At 70.9% G+C, this 19631-nt stretch carries 17 protein-coding genes and 1 riboswitch; of the genes, 13 read left to right on the top strand and 4 right to left on the bottom strand.

Annotated features, from left to right (window positions below):
* Position 1: 1 nt before the first annotated feature.
* Positions 2 to 1684 carry a DEDD exonuclease domain-containing protein gene (locus ACFHYQ_RS02110; protein ID WP_394299321.1) on the bottom strand — a complete coding sequence of 561 codons (1683 nt, stop codon included), beginning with the start codon at positions 1682 to 1684 and terminating at the stop codon, positions 2 to 4.
* A 119-nt stretch (positions 1685 to 1803) separates the two neighbouring features.
* Here ACFHYQ_RS02110 and ACFHYQ_RS02105 point away from each other — a divergent pair, with 119 nt between their 5' ends.
* The 5 genes from ACFHYQ_RS02105 to ACFHYQ_RS02085 all read left to right on the top strand — a co-directional run bounded on the left by ACFHYQ_RS02105 (position 1804) and on the right by ACFHYQ_RS02085 (position 7326).
* Entirely contained in the window at positions 1804 to 3120 is a 1317-nt protein-coding gene (locus ACFHYQ_RS02105; protein WP_394299639.1) for an NYN domain-containing protein, read from the top strand.
* A gap of 135 nt (positions 3121 to 3255) precedes the next feature.
* The gene (locus tag ACFHYQ_RS02100) at positions 3256 to 4215 is read left to right on the top strand and encodes a C40 family peptidase (protein ID WP_394299320.1); all 960 of its coding nucleotides are present in this window, start codon (positions 3256 to 3258) and stop codon (positions 4213 to 4215) included.
* Positions 4216 to 4416: 201 nt separating this feature from the next.
* Positions 4417 to 4594, top strand: a riboswitch (cyclic di-AMP (ydaO/yuaA leader).
* Positions 4595 to 4661: 67 nt separating this feature from the next.
* A complete protein-coding gene (locus tag ACFHYQ_RS02095) occupies positions 4662 to 5213 on the top strand; it encodes a C40 family peptidase (RefSeq protein ID WP_394299319.1) in 552 nt (183 codons plus the stop codon).
* 52 nt (positions 5214 to 5265) lie between these two features.
* A complete protein-coding gene (locus tag ACFHYQ_RS02090; protein WP_394299318.1) occupies positions 5266 to 6147 on the top strand; it encodes a peptidase MA family metallohydrolase in 882 nt (293 codons plus the stop codon).
* 69 nt (positions 6148 to 6216) lie between these two features.
* Positions 6217 to 7326, top strand: coding sequence for a glycosyltransferase family 4 protein (locus tag ACFHYQ_RS02085; RefSeq protein ID WP_394299317.1), 1110 nt, complete (start codon positions 6217 to 6219; stop codon positions 7324 to 7326).
* 24 nt (positions 7327 to 7350) lie between these two features.
* Here ACFHYQ_RS02085 and ACFHYQ_RS02080 read toward each other — a convergent pair whose 3' ends face one another.
* A complete protein-coding gene (locus tag ACFHYQ_RS02080) occupies positions 7351 to 9135 on the bottom strand; it encodes an AMP-dependent synthetase/ligase (RefSeq protein WP_394299316.1) in 1785 nt (594 codons plus the stop codon).
* Between the two features lie 246 nt (positions 9136 to 9381).
* Between ACFHYQ_RS02080 and ACFHYQ_RS02075 the strand changes: the two genes are divergently transcribed.
* From ACFHYQ_RS02075 to ACFHYQ_RS02050, 6 genes are read left to right on the top strand one after another with little or no spacing between them, the layout of a single operon-like run.
* Entirely contained in the window at positions 9382 to 9822 is a 441-nt protein-coding gene (locus tag ACFHYQ_RS02075; RefSeq protein WP_394299315.1) for an SRPBCC family protein, read from the top strand.
* On the top strand, positions 9819 to 10985 hold the full coding sequence (locus tag ACFHYQ_RS02070; protein WP_394299314.1) for an ArsA family ATPase: 1167 nt from the start codon (positions 9819 to 9821) through the stop codon (positions 10983 to 10985). Before ACFHYQ_RS02075 ends, ACFHYQ_RS02070 begins: the two co-directional genes overlap by 4 nt.
* Complete coding sequence (locus ACFHYQ_RS02065) at positions 10982 to 11422, top strand: hypothetical protein (RefSeq protein WP_394299313.1); 441 nt, start codon at positions 10982 to 10984, stop codon at positions 11420 to 11422. Before ACFHYQ_RS02070 ends, ACFHYQ_RS02065 begins: the two co-directional genes overlap by 4 nt.
* Before the next feature lie 24 nt (positions 11423 to 11446).
* On the top strand, positions 11447 to 12391 hold the full coding sequence (locus tag ACFHYQ_RS02060) for an ROK family glucokinase (protein WP_394299312.1): 945 nt from the start codon (positions 11447 to 11449) through the stop codon (positions 12389 to 12391).
* Between the two features lie 16 nt (positions 12392 to 12407).
* The gene (locus ACFHYQ_RS02055) at positions 12408 to 13094 is read left to right on the top strand and encodes an endonuclease/exonuclease/phosphatase family protein (protein ID WP_394299311.1); all 687 of its coding nucleotides are present in this window, start codon (positions 12408 to 12410) and stop codon (positions 13092 to 13094) included.
* A gap of 60 nt (positions 13095 to 13154) precedes the next feature.
* Positions 13155 to 14513, top strand: a complete 1359-nt coding sequence (locus tag ACFHYQ_RS02050) for a hypothetical protein (RefSeq protein ID WP_394299310.1) — start codon at positions 13155 to 13157, stop codon at positions 14511 to 14513.
* A gap of 293 nt (positions 14514 to 14806) precedes the next feature.
* Here the strand turns inward: ACFHYQ_RS02050 and ACFHYQ_RS02045 are convergent, their stop codons facing one another.
* Positions 14807 to 15571 (bottom strand): alpha/beta hydrolase, encoded by a 765-nt coding sequence (locus ACFHYQ_RS02045; protein WP_394299309.1) that lies wholly within the window; start codon positions 15569 to 15571, stop codon positions 14807 to 14809.
* Positions 15572 to 15704: 133 nt separating this feature from the next.
* Between ACFHYQ_RS02045 and ACFHYQ_RS02040 the strand changes: the two genes are divergently transcribed.
* Together ACFHYQ_RS02040 and ACFHYQ_RS02035 are read left to right on the top strand one after the other, a co-directional pair.
* Positions 15705 to 16403 (top strand): lysophospholipid acyltransferase family protein, encoded by a 699-nt coding sequence (locus ACFHYQ_RS02040; protein WP_394299308.1) that lies wholly within the window; start codon positions 15705 to 15707, stop codon positions 16401 to 16403.
* A gap of 123 nt (positions 16404 to 16526) precedes the next feature.
* Complete coding sequence (locus tag ACFHYQ_RS02035) at positions 16527 to 18062, top strand: MDR family MFS transporter (RefSeq protein ID WP_394299307.1); 1536 nt, start codon at positions 16527 to 16529, stop codon at positions 18060 to 18062.
* Here ACFHYQ_RS02035 and mmuM read toward each other — a convergent pair.
* Positions 18059 to 18937: a homocysteine S-methyltransferase gene (gene mmuM, locus ACFHYQ_RS02030; protein ID WP_394299306.1), complete on the bottom strand. Its 879-nt coding sequence runs from the start codon at positions 18935 to 18937 to the stop codon at positions 18059 to 18061. The genes ACFHYQ_RS02035 and mmuM overlap by 4 nt on opposite strands.
* Between the last annotated feature and the right edge of the window lie 694 nt (positions 18938 to 19631).

The following is a 19631-nucleotide window of genomic DNA, read 5'->3' as shown; positions in this document are numbered from 1 at the left end:
CTCATGAGCACGGTCGGTCGAGCAGCTTCATGAAGCGGGCGGCGCCGTACGCGGGCAGGCACCACACGCCGTCCACCCGGACCAGGCGCACGCCGGGGGAGTCGAGCCAGCGAAGCAGACACTCGGTCTCCTCCGCCACGGCGGCCGGGGTGGGCCCCGGGCCGGGCGTGACGGTCTCGGCCGTGGCGACCAGCGCCTCGACGTAGGGGGTCGGGTGGGCGCCGCGTGGCATCACGCCGGCCGCGGCGAGCCGGCCGTACCGGATGACGTGGATCTCCCATCCGCCGTCGAAGGCGGGGGAGGCGGCGACCATCTGCGAGATTGCGGTGAGCGACCTCAGACGCTGCATGCGGGCCGCCGCACGCAGGTAGGCGGCCAGCCGGTCGCGCTCGGCGGCGGCCTCCTCGTAGCGCTGCTCGGCCGCCAGGTGCCGCATGCGCTCCTCCATCGCGGAGAAGACGACCTGCGGATCCTGCTCCATGGCGTGCCTGGCCGCGCTGACGTGCCGGGCGTACGCCTCCCGGCTCTCCCGGCCGTCGCAGGGCGCGCCGCAGCGTCCGATCTCCGCCAGCACGCACGCGCTGCGGCGGGTGCGCGGCGACAGCCGCTCGGTGCACCGTCGCAGCGGCAGCGCCTCGTGCATGGCGGCGCGGGCGTCGTCGGCCGAGCGGGCGCTGCCGAAGGGGCCCAGGTAGGCCGCGCCGTCGTCCTTCACCTCGCGGACGATGCTGAGCCTGGGGAACGGCTCGTCGGTCAGCTTGAGCCAGACCACCCGCTCCGGGTTGCGCGATCGCCGGTTGTAACGTGGTTTGGTCGACCCGATCAGCCTGAGCTCGCGGATCTCGGCCTCCAGCGCGGTGGCGCACACGATCGTCCGCACCCGCTCGGCGATACCGACCATCTCCCTGATCCGTGGCCGCGTCTCGCCCGCCGTGAAGTAGCTGCGGACGCGGTTGCGTAGGTGGGTGCTCTTGCCGATGTAGAGTTCCTCGCCCTTGGCGTCCTCGAAGACGTACACGCCCGGGACGCCGGGGACGCCCTCGGCCAGGTGCCGCTTGCGCCGCTGCTCGGGCGTGGGCGTCCTGGAATAGCCGCGTAGTTCCTCCAGCGTCTGCACGCCGAGCGAGCCGACCCGCGCGATCAGGCCGTGCAGGACGTCGACCGTCGCCCGGGCGTCGGCCAGCGCCCGGTGGCACGGCTCGCTGGGGCTGCGGAAGAACCGGGCCAGCGTGGCCAGCTTGCAGTTGGGGGTCTCGTCGCGGGTGAGCACGCGCCGCGCGAGGTCAACGGTGTCGACGACCGGGTTGGCGGGCGGGGGATGGCCGCCGGCCGCGCAGGCGGCCCGGATGAACGACATGTCGAAGGGCGCGTTGTGCGCGACCAGGGCCGTGCCGGTGATGAACTCCAGGAAGCTCGGCAGCACCTCGGGGAACTTCGGCGCGGCGACGACCATCGCGTCGGTGATGCCGGTGAGCACCGAGATGAACGGCGGAATGGGGCCGCCGGGGTCGACCAGCGTGGCGAACTCGCCCAGCACCTCGCCGCCGCGTACCTTGACCGCGCCGATCTCGGTGATCGCGTGCTCGGCCGCGGAGCCGCCCGTGGTCTCCAGGTCGAAGACGACGAACGTCACCTCGCGCAGGGGAGTGCCGAGATCGTCGATGGTGCCTTGTACCGCGTCCACGTCATGACCATAGAGACCGCGACCGACATTCGCCTCTCCGGTCCCACTGACCCCGGAACGGCCACGGGCGCGGCAGCCGTACCCTTGGAAAAAGGACACGATGAGGAGCGAGCGACGTGATGAGTTCAGCCGGGGAAGGCCTGTCTCGTCCGTTGCCAGAGCGGGTCCGGTTACACGTCGTGGAGGTCGCGGCGCAGGTGCTGGGCAAGATGCCGGCGACTGCCGTGCCGTCGCCGCTGCGCGGCATCGCGAAGTTCGAGCCGCGCAAGCGCGCCCGACTCGGCGCCGCGCCGATCGCCGCCCAGTTGGAGGCCGACAAGGAATTCCGCGAGCTTGTAGCCGAGGCGGTCGAGGCGGCCTGGCCCGAACTGGTGGCGGGCCTCGCCGAGGGCGCCGCGCCTCCGGCGGCCGATCCGGTGCTGGTGGCGGCGGCCGCGTACCTGACCCGTCCTCCGGGCTGGCCGGACCTCGTGGAACAGGCACGGGAAGAGATCGAGCGGGCCGCGTCGCTCGGCAGCCAGCGTGAGCAGGCGGAGACCCGGCTGCGCGAGCAGCTGGCCGCGCAGCGCGCCGCGGCCAGGGAAGAGGTCGAGCGGGTCCGCGAGCAGCTCAAGACGTTGCGCGGCGAGAACACCGACCTGCGCCGCAAACTGCACGACGCGAGGGAACGGGTCAAAGCGGCGGAGGCCAGGGCGGCAGAACTGGAGACGGAGGCGGCCGAGGCCAGGGCCAGGGCCGCCGAGGCGGGCGGCGCGACGGACAGCGAGGTGCGCAGGCTCAAGGAGCGTCTGGCGGACGCCGAGCGCCAGATGGAAGCCTCACGCAGGGCGGCCAGGGAGGGCCGCAGCGTGGAGGAGGTCCGCATCCGGGTGCTCCTCGACGCGCTTCAGGGGACGGTGGCCGGGTTGCGCAAGGAACTCGCCCTGCCTACGACGATCAGCCGCCCCGCCGACTCCGTGGCGGCGGTGGCCCCGGATGCGCCGGGGGTCACGGCGGTCCCCGCCCGGGCGCTCGCCGACGACGATCCCCAGCTCCTGGACCAGCTTCTCGCGATCCCCCACCTGCATCTGATCATCGACGGATACAACGTGACCAAGACGGGTTATCCGTCGCTCACGCTGGCCGACCAGCGGACCCGGCTCCTCACCGGGCTCGGCGGCCTGGCCGTACAGGCCCGCGTGGAGGTGACGTGCGTCTTCGACGGCGCCGAGCTGGACGGTCCGGTCCACGTGTCGGCGCCGCGCGGGGTCCGGGTGATGTTCAGCGCACCCGGGGAGATCGCCGACGACCTGATCCGGCGACTGGTGCGCGCTGAGCCGAAGGGTCGGTCGATGGCGGTGGTGTCGTCGGACCGGGAGGTGGCCGACTCCGTACGGCGCATGGGGGCCAGGCCCGTGCCCGCGCTGCTGCTGATTCGCCGTCTCGGCCGAGGCTGACTGGACGGCTGACTGGACGGCTGACTGGACGGTGCGGGCAGCCGGGATGGGGGTCGGCCTGCCCGCCCGGGTTGAAGCTTCAAGATCGCATGAGTAGAGTCGCGCCAGGCTTGGGACGATCTCGAGGGGGCCTTGGTGCGAGGGCGCTTACCGGTGGCCGTCGGCATGGTCGGCGTGCTTCTGCTGCTGCCGAACATGGACGCACAGGCGGATCCGAAGCCGACCGTCGCCCAGGCCAAGGCGAAGCTGAAGAAGCTGAACGAGCAGGCCGACAAGCTCGTGGACCGCTACAACGCGGCCACCGAGAAGTGGAAGAAGACCAAGAAGCAGTACGCCGCCGCGAACGACGAGTACCGCGAGCACGCCACCCAGGTGGACGCGCTGCGCGACGGGGTCGTCTCCATCGCGGTGAGCGACTACCAGTTCGGCGATCTCGCGTGGAGTGGCGTCTTCTACGGCTCCGACCCCGAATCGGCCCTCAGCGGCATGGCCACGCTCGACCAGCTCTCGCAGGAGCGGGCCAGGAAACTCGAGCAGTACGAGAGCGCCGTCTCCGGTCTCAAGCGGCGGCGGGACAAGAAGAAGTCGGCCTACGACTCGGCCGTGAAGGTCAAGAAGGACCTGGCCAAGGAGAAGGAGCAGGTCGAAAAGCTCGTCGATCAGCAGACCAAACTGCTGCGCGAGCTCGGGGCCTTCAACGCCGGCAACCCGAACAGCGCGGGAGCCGTCTACGCCGGACCCGCCTCGGGCAACGCGCTCGCCGCGCTGCAGTTCGCGTACGGGCAGATCGGCAAGCCCTACCGGTACGGCGGGACGGGACCGGGCGCGTGGGACTGCTCCGGGCTCGTCCAGGCCGCCTGGGCGGCCGCGGGGGTGCACCTGCCCCGCACGAGCTACGAGCAGTGGGCGTGGGGCAGCGGCCGGCGGGTGTCGCTTGACGAACTGCAGGCCGGCGACCTGCTGTGGCACTCGGGCTACGGCCACGTCGGGATCTACGCGGGCGACGGCAAGGTCGTCCACGCACCCCAGACCGGGGACGTTGTGAAAGTCGTCACACTTTCCGAGTATCGTCCCATTGGTGCCGTACGTCCCTGAGGTCGCTATTTGATCTCTTTTCGCTAAATGTGAGCAGTGTCACATTTAGCGGGATTTCATCCGGGTATCCTGCGGATTTCTTTTACGCAACTCTTAATGGATCTTCCATTTGATGGAGTGGGCTTTGCCGTTCGCGGACGCGTCCGGATAGCTTCTGGGCCGCGGCGAGCACGGGACTCCGCGTCCCGCTCCCGCATGCAGTCCGGTGATCTGCCGAGTCCGTGCAGTCAGGAGGCACGGAGCCGGGGAACCAACGACCCCTCGAGTCCAGGGGGTCCGGGGTGAATCTGCGCGTCAGGTGAACACGACCTGGGCGCCGTAGGGCGACTTCCCCGCCCGAACCCGTCAGCTAACCCGGTAGGCGTGAGCGGAAGACCCTAGGAGAGATCCTGTCTACCACCCCCGCGAAACTGTCCCGTCGTGTCTGCCTCGTCCTCGGAGGCGTCGTGCTGACATCCTCCGCCTTCGCCGTACCGGTGTCGGCCGACGACACGGTGACGGTGACCGTGACGAAGGTGACCCCCGCGGCGGCCGAACGGGCCGCCTCCCCCAAGCCGGCCTCCCCCAAGAAGGACGCGGTGAAGAAGGCGGCAGAGCCGCCGGCCGGCGCGAAATCGAGCCGGGCCGCGCGTCAGCGTGCCAAGGCCGCGCGGGCCGTCAAGGCCGCCAAGCGGCACATCGGCGACCCCTACCGGTGGGGCGCCACCGGGCCCAGCGCGTTCGACTGCTCCGGCCTGGTCCAGTTCGCCTGGCGCAAGGCGGGGGTACGGCTCCCGCGCACGACGTGGTCCATACGCAGCGCCGTGCCCAAGAAGGTCTCCTGGCGGCATCTCAAGGCCGGTGACCTCATCTTCACCAGCGGCGGCGGCCACGTGGGCATGTACGTCGGGAACGGCAAGATGATCCATGCGCCGCACAGCGGCGCCCGGGTGCGGATCGACAGGCTCGACTCCTACCGCAGGCGCACCTTCGCCGGAGCCGTACGACCCGGGACCTGACGACGATCGGCGGCGCCCCCCGGGCACTCGTGACACCCGTACGATGCTCGGCATGCTCCGGATCCGTGCCCTGGCGTGGCTGTCGGCACTGGTCAGGTCGGCGGCACTGGTCAGGCCGGCGGTCCTGATCGGGCTGCTGGTCCTGCCCGCCGCCGCGGCACCGGACGATCGCCTGCTGCCGCGGGCGCGGGCGATCGCCGGTGAGCATCCGGGCGTCTGGGCCGGGGCGTCGCTGGCCCGGGGCGAGCACGTCGTGGTCGTCGGCGGGCGGCGCGGCCTGATCGGCGAGCTCGCCGATCAGGCCGACCGCGGGAGCCGTACGGTCGCCCGCGTCTGGGGGCGACCGGTCGACGCGGTGGTCCTGGTGCCGGCCACGACGGAGCAGGCGGCGGTGCTGGCCGCGCCCGCGCGCGTCGCAGGGCTCGCCGCGCTCGCGGGCCCGGGCCGCGTCATCATCGAGCCGTCCGGCTTCGCCCGCCTGTCGGCGGCCGGTCGCCGGATCGTCATCACCCACGAGCTCACCCATGTCGCCACGGACGCGGCGGAGACCGGGGACATGCCCGCCTGGCTGGTGGAGGGATTCGCCGACTACGTCGGCTACTCGGGCAGCGGGCTCACGGCCCGCGAGATCGCCGCCGAGTTGGCGGCGGACCTGCGGGCCGGGGCGCCGCCGCGCGCGCTGCCCGATCACGCGGATTTCGCGGCAGGCTCGCCGCGGCGGGCCCAGGCGTACGAGGAGGCCTGGCTGGCCTGCCGGTACATCGCGGAGAGATTCGGCGAGAACCGGCTCGTGGCCCTCTACCGCGCCGCGATGGGCACCGGATCGAACGGCCCCGCCGGCATCGAGGCCGCGCTGCGTGCCACGCTCGGCGTCTCGACCGTCGAGCTCACCCGATCCTGGCTGGCCTACCTACCCACCGTGATCTCGCGATGACTCGCACCCATGACCGTCCACCCGCGACAATGCTCTGCGTGGCCTTCGGGTGAGAGGTGTGGGCAGGGGATGGGTGCGAGAACGCTGATCGTCACCAATGACTTCCCGCCCCGGCCCGGCGGCATCCAGGCGTTCGTGCACGGCCTCGCCTGCCGTCTCCCGCCGGACTCGGTCGTCGTGTACGCGCCGCGATGGAAGGGGTGCGAGGGCTTCGACGCGCGGCAGCCGTACGAGGTGGTCAGGCATCCCACCACGCTCATGCTGCCCACGCGCGCCGTCGCCGCCAGAGCGGCCGCCCTCGTGGACGACGGCGCGACCGTGGTCTTCGGGGCGGCCGCGCCGCTCGGCCTGCTCGCCCCCGCGCTGCGCGCCGCCGGAGCCGCCCGCGTGGTCATGCTGACGCACGGCCACGAGGCGTCCTGGGCGCGCCTGCCCGTCGCCGGCGCGCTGCTGGGCCGCATCGGCGCGGGCGCCGACGCGGTGACCTATCTCGGCGACTACACGTGCCGCCGGCTCGCACCGGTCGTCCCCGAAGCCAAGCTCGTACGGCTCGCCCCCGGGGTGGACACCGCCGTCTTCCGTCCCGGAACGGGCCGGGACGAGGTGCGCCGGGCGCTGGCCCTCGGGGATCGGCCGGTGGTGGTCTGCGTCTCCCGTCTGGTGCCGCGCAAGGGGCAGGACATGCTGATCCGGGCCTGGCCGCTGGTGCTGCGGCGGGTGCCGGACGCCGTGCTGCTCCTGGTCGGCGGCGGCCCGTCGCGCGCCGCGCTGGAGCGGGCGGTCTCCCGGCTCGGTCTGCGGGGCTCCGTCGTGTTCACCGGCTCGGTGCCGTGGGCGGCGCTGCCGGCGCACTACGCCGCCGGCGACGTTTTCGCGATGCCGTGCCGTACGCGGCTGGGCGGTCTGGACGTCGAGGGCCTGGGCATCGTCTATCTGGAGGCGTCCGCGACGGGCCTGCCCGTGGTCGCGGGCTCCTCGGGGGGTGCGCCCGACGCAGTACGGCACGGCGAGACGGGATTGGTCGTCGACGGTCGTTCGTCCGGCGACATCGCCCACGCGCTCGCAGGGTTGCTGGCCGACCCCGCCCGGGCACGGGCGATGGGGGAGCGGGGCCGGGCCTGGGTCGAGCGGGAGTGGAACTGGGAGAGCGTGGCGGCCCGTTTCGCCGGCCTGCTCTGACGTCCTCGACCTGGTCCGTACGGCTCAGCCGTACAGCTCGTCGATCTGCTTGGCGAAGTCGCGCAGCACCACGTTCCGCTTGATCGACTGCTTCGGCGTGACGTGGCCGCTCGCCTCGCTCAGCTCGGTGTCGAGGATGACGAACTTCTTGATCTGCTCGGCCCTGGAGACCATCCGGTTGGCGGCGTCGACGGCGGTCTGCACCTCGGCCACCAGGGCCGGATCGGTCACCACGACCTCCGCCCTGCCTGCGGTCTGCTTCCACTGCTCCAGCGCCTCGGGGTCGAGCGTGACCAGCGCCGCGACGAACGGCCGGTCGTCGCCGACGACGATGGCCTGGCTGACCAGCCGGTGCGCCCGGATCGCGTCCTCCAGCGGGCCGGGGGCCACGTTCTTGCCGCCGGCGGTGACGATGATCTCCTTCTTGCGCCCGGTGATGCGCAGGTAGCCGTCCTGGTCGAGTTCGCCCGCGTCGCCGGTGTGAAACCAGCCCTCGGGGTCGATGGACTCCTTGGTGGCGCGCTCGTTGTTCCAGTAGCCGTCGAAGACATGGCGGCCCTTGACCAGGATTTCGCCGTCGTCGGCGATCTTGACGCTCACCCCCGGGAACGGCTTGCCGACCGTGCCGACCTTGTTCGCGCCCGGGATGTTCACCGTGGAGGGTGCGCTGGTCTCGGTGAGCCCCCAGCCCTCGAACACCTCGATCCCGACGCCCCGGAAGAAATGGCCGAGCCGGTCGCCGAGGGCGGAGCCGCCGGAGACGGCGGCGGTCAGCGCGCCGCCGGTCGCCGCGCGTAGCTTGCCGTACACGAGCTTGTCGAAGAGCGCGTGCTTGAGCCGTACCCCGAGGCCGGCTCCGCCGGAGCCCTCGGCCTTGCTCCAGGCGACGGCCGCGGCCACGGCGGCCTGGAAGATCTTGCCCTTGCCCTCCGTGGTGGCCTTGAGCTCCGCGGCGTTGTAGACCTTCTCGAACACCCGCGGCACGCCCAGCAGGAACGTGGGTTTGAACGACTGGAGGTCGGGGGCGACGTTCTTCATGCTCGGGGTGTGCGCCATGACCGTGCCCGTCTCCAGCAGCACGACCTGGATGATCCTGGGGAAACTGTGCGCGAGCGGCAGGAAGAGCAGCGCCGAGCGTTCGTCCACCTCGAACATCTGCTCAAGCGGCCCCTGCGCCACATTGCGGGCGGTGAACAGCAGGTTGTCGTGGGTGAGCCTGCAGCCCTTCGGCATGCCCGTGGTACCGGAGGTGTAGATGATGGTGGCGAGGTCGCGCCCGCCCCGGCACGAGCGGCGCTCGGCGAGCGTCTCGTCGGTGACCTCGGTCCCGAGCTCGCGGACCGCGTCGAGGCCGCCGCTGTCAATCCCCCACAGCAGGGAGAGGCCGGGCACGGCCTCCCGTACCGTCTCCTCGTGTGGCGCAGTCTCGGCGAAGACCGCTTTGGCCCCGCTGTCGGAGACAATCCACTTCACCTGCTCCACGGCTGAGGTGTCGTAGATGGGAACGCAGACGGCGCCCGCCGCCCAGATGGCATAGTCGATCAGCGTCCACTCGTAGCGCGTACGCGATATGAGTGCGATCCGGTCACCGGGCTCGATCCCCGCCGCGATCAGACCCTTGGCGAGACCCGCCACCTGGTCGCGGAACTCCGATGCGGTGATCGGGGTCCAGGGGGCGTCCGGACCATCGCCGTCCTTGCGGCGGATGACTACGACGTCCGGTTCGTCCGCGCCGCGCTGGAACACCACGTCGGTGCAGTTGGCGGACGAGGGGACGTCGACCAGCACGGGAACGCTGAACTCGCGCACGGCCACTCCTTTGTGCAGGGCTCGCTCTTCGGGTCTCACCGGACGCTATCGCGCGAAAGTTACGCATCGGTAGTTCCGTCACCCAGGCGTTATCCCCGGCATCCGCACCGCATCCACACAGGCGTCCAACAGGCGTCCAACAGGCGTCCAACAGGCGTCCAAACAGGTGTGCACACCGGAATTCCAGCGGTATTCACACGGCCCGGGCACACCAGTTCAGCATGGATCGTGAAGTACGGTTGGCGCATGGCTGATCGCACCTCCTCGAGCATCACGATCGGCGCCGCCCGGTCGTCCGTGATGGCGGTGATCGCGGACTTCGCCGCCTACCCGGAGTGGGCGGGCCAGGTGAAGTCGGCGGAGATTTTGGAGACGGGAGACGACGGCCGGGCCTCCCGGGTCCGGTTCGTCCTCGACGCGGGCGTCATCAGCGACGAGTACGTCCTGGCCTATGACTGGGACGGCGACGCGGGGGTGAGCTGGCGCATCGCCGAGGGCGGGCGGATGGTCTCCGCCCTGACAGGCGGCTACCGGCTGGCCGACACGTCCGGCGACGGCATCGAGGTGATCTACGAGCTCGCGGTGGACCTGAAGGTCCCCATGATCGGCATGATCAAGCGCAGAGCCGAGAAGGTCATCATCGACACCGCGCTCAAGGGGCTCAGGCGCCGCGTCGAGGGCCGATGAGGGTCCTCCTCTTCACAGGCAAGGGCGGAGTCGGCAAGACCACGGCGGCCGCCGCCACCGCCATGCTCGCCGCCCGGCGAGGGCTGAAGGCGCTGGTCGTCTCCACGGACACGGCGCACTCGCTCGCCGACGCGCTCGCCGCGCCCGCCTCCGGAGAGCCCGAGCCGGTCGAGGCGGCCCCCGGGCTCTACCTCCAGCAGGTCGACACTCAGAAGTCGCTCGAGCGGCACTGGGGTGAACTGCGCGACTACGCGGGCAGGGTGCTGGGGGAGCTGGGCCTCGACGAGATCACCTCCGAGGAGCTCACCGTGCTGCCGGGGGCCGAGGAGGTCATCGCGCTCCTGGAGTTGCGCGAGCAGGCCCGCTCCGGCGGGTGGGACGTGCTCGTGGTGGACTGCGCCCCCACCGCCGAGACGCTGCGCCTGCTCGCCCTGCCGGAGGCGCTCGACTGGCATGTCAACCGTCTGCTCCCGCTCGGCAGGCGGCTGCTCGGGGTGGTGTCGCCGGTCATCCGGCGGGTCGCGCGGGTCAGCGCCCCCGAAGGGGAGGTGATCTCCGCCGGAGAGCGGCTGCACCGGGGGTTGCTCGAGGTCCGTGAACTGCTCACCGGCGAGGACGCCTCGGTGCGGCTCGTGCTGACCCCCGAGGCCGTCGTCGTCGCCGAGGCCCGCCGCACGTTCACCTCGCTCAGCCTGTACGGCTACCGGGTGGACGGCGTGATCGCCAATCGGGTCTTCCCCGCCGACGGCGCCGACGAGTGGCGGCGGACGTGGGCGCAGGCACAGGCACGGCAACTCGACGTCGTGCACGAGTCGTTCGCTCCGCTGCCCGTCCGGATCGCGCCCTACCTTCCCGCCGAGCCGGTCGGCCCGGTGGCGCTCGCCCGGCTCGGCGAGGAACTGTACGGTGGCGACGACCCCTTCGCCCGTCCCCGCATCGCGCCCCCGATGCGGATGACGGCCGACGAACTCGCCCTGGCGCTGCCACTCGCCGACCGGGACGACGTCGATCTGGCCCGCAAGGGCTACGACCTGATCATCACGGCCGGTTCCTACCGCCGCGTCATCACGCTTCCGGCGGCCCTGTCCCGGAGAAAGATCGCCTCGGCGGCACTCCGCGGCGGCGTCCTCCGGGTACGGTTCGAGGCAGGAGGGGCGAGATGACGGATATCAATGACGAAACCCGCAAGACCAACCCGCTCGGCTCGGCGGCCGAGGAGGCGCTGAAGCTGTTCGACGCCGTCCAGCAGCGGGTGGGCCGCGAGCTCGGCAAGGGGTTGGTGAAGGGCGGTATGAGCGGGTTCGGTGCGGCCTTCGGCTCCGGCGGCGGCAGCCGTACCGACGACGTCTGGAGCGAGGCGGTCGCCGAGAATCACGACGAGGAGTACATTTGCCGCGCCTGCCCTATTTGTCGAGTGATCGCCGCCCAGCGCGACCACAGCCGGGAGCACGGCGTGGGCGGCGACTTCACCGGTCACCTGATGGCGGCCGGCGGCGAGCTGGTCACGGCGTTCCGGCAGATGGTCGAGTCCCTGCAGCGTTCGCAGCCGGATGACTCCCGTCCGGACGACAGGCGGGTGGAGCACATCGACCTCGGTTAGAGAAGATCAGAGAGGAACCGCGGCATGGCGCTGACCATCGGCGTGGACGTCGGCGGCACCAAGATCGCCTCCGGAGTCGTCGACGAGGATGGCGACATCCTCGATCGGACCCTGCGGCACACGCCGGCCGGCAGCGCCGAGAAGGTCGCCCTGACCATCGCCGACGCGGTGTCCGAGCTCGCCTCGCGGCACGTGGTGGCGGCCGTCGGGGTGGGGGCCGCGGGATTCGTGGACGAGACCAGGTCGGTCATCCGCTTCGCGCCCAACCTCGCCTGGCGGGAGGAGCCGCTGCGCAAGAAGGTCGGCGAGCTCGTGGGCCTGCCCGTGGTGGTCGAGAACGATGCCAACGCCATGGCGTGGGGCGAGTACCGCTTCGGGGCCGGCCGGGGAGAGAGCCACGTGGTGTGCGTGACGATCGGCACCGGCATCGGCGGCGGCATCGTGCTGGCCGGCGAGCTCTACCGCGGCAGGTGGGGGATGGGCGCCGAGTTCGGCCACACCCAGGTGGTGCCCGGTGGCCGCCCCTGCGGCTGCGGCAACCTCGGCTGCTGGGAGAGGTACGCCAGCGGGACCGCGCTGCTGGCCGACGCCAGGTGGGCCGCCGAGGCCGACCCGTCGTCGGCGCCGCATCTGCTCGAACTCGCCGGCGGGTCGGCGGACGGCATCCAGGGCGAGCACGTGACCGAGGCGGCCCGCCGCGGCGACCCGGCCGCCCAGGCGGCGTTCGACGGGCTGGCCGGATGGCTCGCCCAGGGCCTCGCCGACATGGCCGCCGTGCTCGACCCCGGCCGTTTCGTCATAGGGGGCGGCGTCTCCGGCGCGGCCGACCTGTTCCTGGACAACGTCCGCGCCGGTTTCGCCGAGCGGCTCACCGGCCGCGGCCACCGTCCGCCGGCCGAGATCAGGGTCGCCGAGCTGGGCCCGTCCGCCGGGGTGGTCGGGGCGGCGGACCTCGCCCGGCGCCGCTGAGCACGCGAGCATCCGCGTGTTGCGAGTCGCCACGTACAACATCCGATCCCTGCGGGATGATCGGGCCGCCCTGGTCAGGGTGATCAGGGCGTTCCGGCCCGACGTGCTGTGTCTCCAGGAAGCCCCCCGCCTTCTGCGCTGGCGGCGTCGGCGCCGCGAACTCGCCCGCGACGCCGGGATGTCGGTCGCGGCGGGCGGGCGCGTCGGCGGGGTCGCGGTGTTCGTGGGCCCGACCGTACGGCTCCTGCACGGGAGCGGCCGGCGGCTGCGCTGGTTCGCGGGGCTGGAGTGGCGGGCGGTCGCCGTCGCGGTCGTGGAGAAAGAGCGCACGCGGTACGCCGTGTGTTCGGCGCACCTCGACCTGGTCGCGGGGGCCCGGCTGCGCCACGCGACCCAGATCGTGCCGATCCTGGAGCGGACCGCCCGCCGGTTCGGGGCGCTACCGGTGCTGGCCGGGGACATCAACGAGCAGCCCGGTGATCCGGCCTGGCGTTACCTCACCGGCCGCTACGCGGACTGCTTCATCGGTGAGGGCGGCGACGGCGCGACATTCCCGGCCCGCGCCCCCGGCAGGCGGATCGACGCGGTCTTCGCCGGCGCCGGGCTGTCGGTGGTCTCGTGCGGTTGCCCGGACGTTCCACCCGGCGACCTGCGCGCCGCCAGCGATCACCGCCCGGTCGTCGCCGATCTGCGCCCCCTGTGACGGGCCCCGGGCGGCCCGGTCAGGTCGCGGCCGTGCACCGGTCCACGTACGATCTGTGAGATGACCCGCCGTCGGAAACGGTGTGCGGTGCCGCGGTGCGTGCTGTTCGCCGGCCTGCTGGCCGGACATCTCCTACGCGCCACACCGGTGGCGCACGCGCACACACATGTCCAGCCGGACGAGGTCGCCCAGGGCGCCTCCACCGGCAGGTTCGCCGGGGACGCCTCGCTGTCGGATGTCGCGGGCCTGTCGGCCAAGGACATCTGGGCCGTGGGCCAGCAGAACGTGTGGGACACCTGGCGCAACCGCGGTGTGATCACGCACTGGAACGGTGTCTCCTGGACCGACGTGGCCATCCGCGGGGACGCCACCGGGGCCGGGCATCTGCGGTCGGTCGCCGCCGTTTCGCCGAGTGAGATCTGGGTGGTGGGAGACGGACACGACGGCCTGCCGTACGTGGCGAAGGGATCGCCGGGCGGGTTCGACCGGGTCGACGTGCCGCAGTTCCGCGTGGGTGACTGGCTCGGTGCCGTGGCCGCCTCCCTCGGCAGGGTAGTGACGGTCGGCAGCCGGGGCGGCAGGGCCTTCATGGCGGTGAGCGGCGGTGCGGGCAAGGGCTGGACCACCAGGAGTGGGCCTGACGGCATCATGTACGGCGTGGCCCTGGCGGGGAAGTCCGACGGATGGGCGGTCGGCGACTCCGGCAGCCGGCCGCTGATGATGCGGCTGTCCGGCGGCCGGTGGAAGCCGGTGGACCTGCCGGAGATCAAGGGCGGATTTCTGCGGGACGTCTACGCCCAGAGCCGCAAACGCGCGATCGCCGTAGGCGGGGTCTACGAGGGCGACGACGACACGATCGCGCCGCTCGTGCTCAGGTGGGACGGCAAGGAATGGTCCCGCGAGCGCCCCCGCTCCGACGGCAAGGCGCGGTCCCGGGGTAAGACGCTGCCCGGCCAGGCGGAGTTGTACGGCGTGACCGGTGACGGGGACGGGACGTTCTGGGCGGCCGGCTACGACCCGGCGCACCCGGCCGAGGGCTTTCTGCTGCGCCGCAGCGGTTCCAGGTGGACGGTCATCCGCGGCCAGGCCCCGCCCCAGAAGGGTGACGTGGGCGAACGGACGGTGCGGCTGCAGGCGGTCGCGCACGTCACCGGTCTCACGGTGGCCGTCGGGCACGTGCTCGACGCGAAGGGCCACTACACCGACCTCGTCGAACGGTTCGGCCCGCCATCAGGCCACCCGGACCAGACCGGACGGGCAGGTCACACGACCGCGCCGTCGTCCCACCCGGAGTCGGTCGGGGGACCGTCGCCCATGCGGACGACCAGGGTCACGAAGCCCCCGATGAAGGCGGCCACGGCGGCGAAGACGACCCAGCCGTCCATCGACCAGCCGAGCATCGCGGCGAGTAAGAGGTAGGCCGGGCCACCGAAGAGCGCGACCCACGAGAGCCTGCTGACGAGGTCAGCGGGCGGGAGCGGCGGTGGCGGCGGCGGGATGTAGTGATCCTCGTCCTCCGAGGGCGCCTTTCCCGGTGCCTTTCCGGCGTCTGAGGCGTCCACGCTCTGCGTTTCGCTGTCGTCGTCGGCGACGTTCTCCCGATCAGGCCATGGCTGCGTGGCCGAGGCGTCCTCGGCTGTCTCATTGAATGAGGCGACGATCTGACGCCAGACCTCGTCCTCGTCACTCTGCGGCGTCACTTCGGTCCCGGTTCACAAGTCCTTCGTCAAGGGTACAGAGGCGTGCGAGCGGATGAAGTCGAGGCTGCCCTCGAAGATCATTGGTGCGTCGTTGTCGAGCGTCGCGACGTGATAACTGTCGGTCAACTCCCTGATCTCCAGGTTCTGCCCCATCCTGGCGCGGAGGAACGCGGTGCTCGCCGGTTTTACGACATGGTCGTCGCGGCTGTGGAACACCAGAACCGGCTGGGTGATCTTGTGGATGTCGGCCCGGACGAGCTTCCACAGCCGGGGGAGCGTCGCCGCCGCGCGCACCGGAGTGCGTGTGTAGCCGAGCTCGGCCACGCCGGCCTTCTTGATGTCGCCGGCCACGCCGGGGATCGAGGGCACGACCCATTTCACGACAGGCGCCAGCCGCAGCAGCGGCGTGTCGCCGACCACGGACGGGTTGACCACCACGACTCCCTGGACCGCGTCGCGGTGCACCTCCGCCAGGCGCAGCGCCAGGCTGCCGCCCATGGACAGGCCCATCACGAACGCCTCGGCGCACCGGCCGCGCAGGTCGGCGAACGCCTTGTCCACCTCCGCGTACCAGTCCTCCCACCGCGTCCGGCTCATCTCCTGCCATGTCGTGCCGTGGCCGGGCAGCCGGGGGAGCGACACGGTCAGCCCGGCCGCCGCGAGGTGCTCGGCCCATGGGCGCATCGACTGCGGCGACCCGGTGAATCCGTGACACAGCAGAACTCCGACATCGCCCCCCTCGTGGTGGTACGGCTCGGCGCCGGGCAGCACTGGCATGGGGGTGAGCCTCCCTGTCACCGGAGCGATCCTGTGGGGTGTACCGCCCGATAGTCCCACGTAAGGCATCGTTAGTGCGAGTGGGCGGGGCGTGCGAAGATGACTTCACGTCTTACCCGAGGGGGGTGCCCGCGTGTTCTACTGGGTGGTCAAGGCCATCCTCTGGCCGATTCTCCATTTCGTCTTCCGCCCGTGGGCGGAGGGGGTGGAGAACGTGCCGAAGGAAGGACCGGTGATCCTGGCCGGCAACCACCTGTCGTTCGCGGATCACTTCTTCGGGGCCGTGTTCCTGCCGCGCAAGGTGATCTCCTTGGGTAAGGCCGAGTACTTCACCGGCCGCGGACTCAAGGGGCTGATCAGCCGGGCCTTCTTCTCCGGCGTCGGCACGGTGCCGATCGACCGCTCCGGCGGCAAGGCCAGCGAGGCCGCGCTCCGCACCGGCCTGCGCGTCCTTGGGGAGAACCAGGTGCTCGGCATTTACCCGGAGGGCACCCGTTCTCCGGACGGGCGGCTCTACAAGGGCAAGACCGGTGTCGCGCGGCTCGCGCTGGAGTCCCGTGCGCCGGTGATCCCCTGGGCCATGGTCAACACGTTCGAGATGATGCCGCCCGGCCGGCTGTTCCCCCGATTCGGCATCCGCCCGGGCGTCCGGTACGGCAAGCCGCTCGACTTCTCCCGCTACTACGGCATGGAGGGCGACCGCCTCGTCCTGCGCGCGGTCACCGACGAGATCATGTATGCGCTGATGGAGCTGTCCGGCCAGGAGTACGTCGACAAGTACGCCGCCAGCGCGAAAGTCGAGATGGCCCGGGCCGCCCGTAAATCCTCCTGATAAAGCCGAACCTCCTGATACAGCCGAACCGGGAAGGTAGCGTGGCTCTGTCCGTCGCCTGTCCCGGGAACACCCGGGTGAGGAGGGAGCCTGCGTGAGCATTCGGGTGAGGAGGGAGCCTGCGTGAGCGTTCGTGTAGACCGCGAGACAGTCTCGGAATATCTGCCCCACCGTCAGATCCTTGTCGTGCTGTCCGGAGTGGCGGCGGGAATGTTGCTGGCCGCGCTCGACCAGAGCATCGTCGGCACCGCCCTGCCGCGCATCGTCAGCGAACTCGGCGGCCTCGACAAGCTGTCATGGGTGGTGACGGCCTACCTGCTCACCTCCACGGCGTCCACCCCACTCTGGGGCAAGATCTCCGACCTGTACGGCAGGCGGATGATCTTCCAGACCGCCATCGGGATCTTCCTCGTCGGCTCCGCGCTGGCCGGGCTGAGCCAGAACATCGGACAGCTCATCGCGTTCCGCGCGCTCCAGGGCCTGGGCGGCGGCGGTCTCATGGCTCTGGCGTTCAGCATCATCGGCGACGTGATCCCGCCCCGTGAGCGCGGCCGCTACCAGGGATATTTCGGCGCGGTGTTCGGCGTGTCCAGCGTCGCGGGGCCGCTGCTCGGCGGTTTCTTCACCGACGGCCCAGGCTGGCGCTGGATCTTCTGGATCAACATCCCGATCGGCGTGGTCTCCCTGATCGTGACCTCGGTCGCGCTGAAGATCCCCACAGTGCGGCGGGCACACAAGGTCGACTACCTGGGCGCCGCGGTGATCGTGGCCGGGGTGTCGTGCTTCCTGCTCTACCTCGACTGGGCCGGCGGCGAGCTCGGCTGGACCGCTCCAGGAGCCCTCGCGCTACTCGCCGGATTCGTGTCGCTGGCGGCCCTGTTCGTGCTCGTCGAGCTCCGGGCGGCCGAGCCGATCCTGCCGATGCGGCTCTTCCGCAACTCGATCTTCAGTGTCGGCAACGCCTTCAACTTCCTGGGCGGGCTCGCGATGTTCGGCGGCATGATCTTCCTGCCGGTATATCTCCAGGCGGTCCAGGGCATGTCGCCGACCATGTCGGGGCTGGCGCTGCTGCCCGCGGTGTTCGGCATCTTCTCCACCTCGATCACCTCGGGGAACCTCATGACCCGGACCGGCCGCTACAAGAGGTTCCCCATCATCGGCGCCGCCGTGCTCCTGATCGCGCTGTGGCTGCTGTCGACCATCGAGGTGGACACCCCGTACTGGCGGGTCGCGATCTACGCGTACCTCTTCGGCGCAGGGCTCGGGTTCACCATGCAGACGGTCGTCACGGCCATCCAGAACGCGGTGGACCGGTCGGACATGGGCACCGCGACCAGCTCGGCCACGTTCTTCCGCTCGATGGGAGCCGCGATCGGCACCGCCGTCATGGGCGCCGTGCTCACCAGCCGGCTCACCCACTATCTGGCCGAGCAGTTCGGCGGGCGGGCACCGGCCGGTGGGATCGACGCCAACAACGTCGCCGCCATCCAGCATCTCCCGTCGCCAGTGAAGGAGCACGTGCTGGTCGCCTTCACCGAGGCCATCGACGACGTGTTCCTCGCCAGCCTGCCGTTCGTCGCCGCCGCGCTGCTCGTGGCGCTGTTCCTCAAGGAGATCCCGCTCGCCACCCGAGCCGAGGAGCCCGTCGCCGTCGGCTAGCGGCTCCGGAGGCGTTCGCGGATGCGGCGGATGTGCTCGGGGGTGGTACGGCAGCAGCCGCCGACGTGGGTGGCGCCGAGCGCATGCCACCCCGCCGCGGCCTCGCCGTACTCGACCGGATCGGTGAGGCCGAGCCAGCGGCGCCGCGCCGCGTCCCAGGTTTCGCCGGAGTTGGGGTAGACGATCGTCGCGCCCTCGGCGATCAGGTCGGGGATGAAGCGGGGTGTCGTGCAGTTCACGCCCACGGCGACGACCTGCGGCAGGCCGGCGAAGACGGCGGCGCACTCGGTGAACGGCGTCCCGTCGCTGATGTGCCGCCCGTCCCGGCAGGAGAAGCTCACCCACGCCCGCACCCCGGGCGTCTCGCACAGCAGGCGCGCGAGCGCCCGCGCCTCGGTGAGCGACGGGATCGTCTCGCAGGCGAGCAGGTCGGCCCCGGCCGTGGCGAGGATCTCGAAGCGCTCACGATGCCACTCGGCCAGGCCGTCCTCGTCGAGGTCGTAGTCGCCGGTGTACTCGGCGCCATCGGCGAGGAACGCGCCGTACGGTCCCACGCTCGCGGCCACCAACCCGGCACCGTGCTTGTCCCTGGCCTGGACGGCGAGCGTGACCGACAGGCGGATCAGGTCGCGTGCCTCGCGCGGAGTGAGGCCACGCCGGACGAAGCCGGGGATGCTCGCCTGGTAGCTCGCCGTGGTCGCCACGTCCGCACCCGCCCGGAAATAGTCGAGGTGCGCCCGGCGGATCACATCGGGCTCTTCGACCAGTAGTTTCGCCGACCACAGTTCGTCATCGAGGTCGCAGCCGAGCGCCTCCAGCCGGGTGGCCAGGCCCCCATCCAGCACAACAGGACTGCCCGGGACGATGGAACTCACCCCGCAACCCTATGCGTTCGAGATATATGGGTATTAAAGGGCTCGTCAAGCGAGTGCTACGCCGCCGGTTGCCCGTTCCCGCCGGAGGGCGGGACGACCGGCCCGACACCGGAGGAGTACGGGAGCCGCGGCGTCCCGTCCCCACTCCGCCGTCCGACGTCATGCGCCTACCCGAACCCGGCGGACGACCACAGCATCCCCGCTGACGTCCATGTCCTGCCGCACAGGCGGTGAGTCTCGTCAGGGACAGCCTCCGCATGCGGCCACAGCCGCGCGTCTACGCCCAAAGTGGGGTGAATGCTGTTCATGTGACATCACGTAGATAGTGCACAAATACCAATTTACTTCTCGTAATTTCTTTGAATTTCTTGGGCGGGACTGTTGTCATTTTCGAGTTTCCTGTGAAAGAATTGCGACAGATGTTCGAAACAATATGGCAGAGGGGAGGGGCCGATGCCGGCGGCGTGGGAGACGAAACCCAGGGAAGGATTCGACGAGGAACCGTTCGGCCCGGATGTGCCACGTTCCCATGCCGAACCCTTACTGGGGCCGCAGTGGTGGGTGGCTGTGGAAGCCGAGGCGCAGGCGCGTGCTGCGAGTAGCGGTTCGGCGGACGCTGCATCGTGGGCCGATTGGCCCGACTGGCTTGCCGCCGTCCCTGTTATGTCCCCGGACGCCGTACCGCCGAACGCCG

Origin of the sequence: Sphaerimonospora cavernae, from assembly GCF_042435035.1 — a bacterium.
Classification (GTDB): domain Bacteria; phylum Actinomycetota; class Actinomycetes; order Streptosporangiales; family Streptosporangiaceae; genus Sphaerimonospora; species Sphaerimonospora cavernae.
Note: the sequence above shows the minus strand (reverse complement) of the source record. Positions and strands in the feature narration are given on the sequence as shown.

Bases quoted from the DNA above. Each gene is read 5' to 3' on its own strand.
- ACFHYQ_RS02045 (WP_394299309.1), bottom strand. From the start codon at position 15,571: ATGCCAGTGCTGCCCGGCGCCGAGCCGTACCACCACGAGGGGGGCGAT.
- ACFHYQ_RS02065 (WP_394299313.1), top strand. From the start codon at position 10,982: ATGACGGATATCAATGACGAAACCCGCAAGACCAACCCGCTCGGCTCG.
- ACFHYQ_RS02090 (WP_394299318.1), top strand. From the start codon at position 5,266: ATGCTCCGGATCCGTGCCCTGGCGTGGCTGTCGGCACTGGTCAGGTCG.
- ACFHYQ_RS02070 (WP_394299314.1), top strand. From the start codon at position 9,819: ATGAGGGTCCTCCTCTTCACAGGCAAGGGCGGAGTCGGCAAGACCACG.
- ACFHYQ_RS02105 (WP_394299639.1), top strand. From the start codon at position 1,804: ATGAGTTCAGCCGGGGAAGGCCTGTCTCGTCCGTTGCCAGAGCGGGTC.
- ACFHYQ_RS02050 (WP_394299310.1), top strand. From the start codon at position 13,155: ATGACCCGCCGTCGGAAACGGTGTGCGGTGCCGCGGTGCGTGCTGTTC.
- ACFHYQ_RS02075 (WP_394299315.1), top strand. From the start codon at position 9,382: ATGGCTGATCGCACCTCCTCGAGCATCACGATCGGCGCCGCCCGGTCG.
- ACFHYQ_RS02060 (WP_394299312.1), top strand. From the start codon at position 11,447: ATGGCGCTGACCATCGGCGTGGACGTCGGCGGCACCAAGATCGCCTCC.
- ACFHYQ_RS02085 (WP_394299317.1), top strand. From the start codon at position 6,217: ATGGGTGCGAGAACGCTGATCGTCACCAATGACTTCCCGCCCCGGCCC.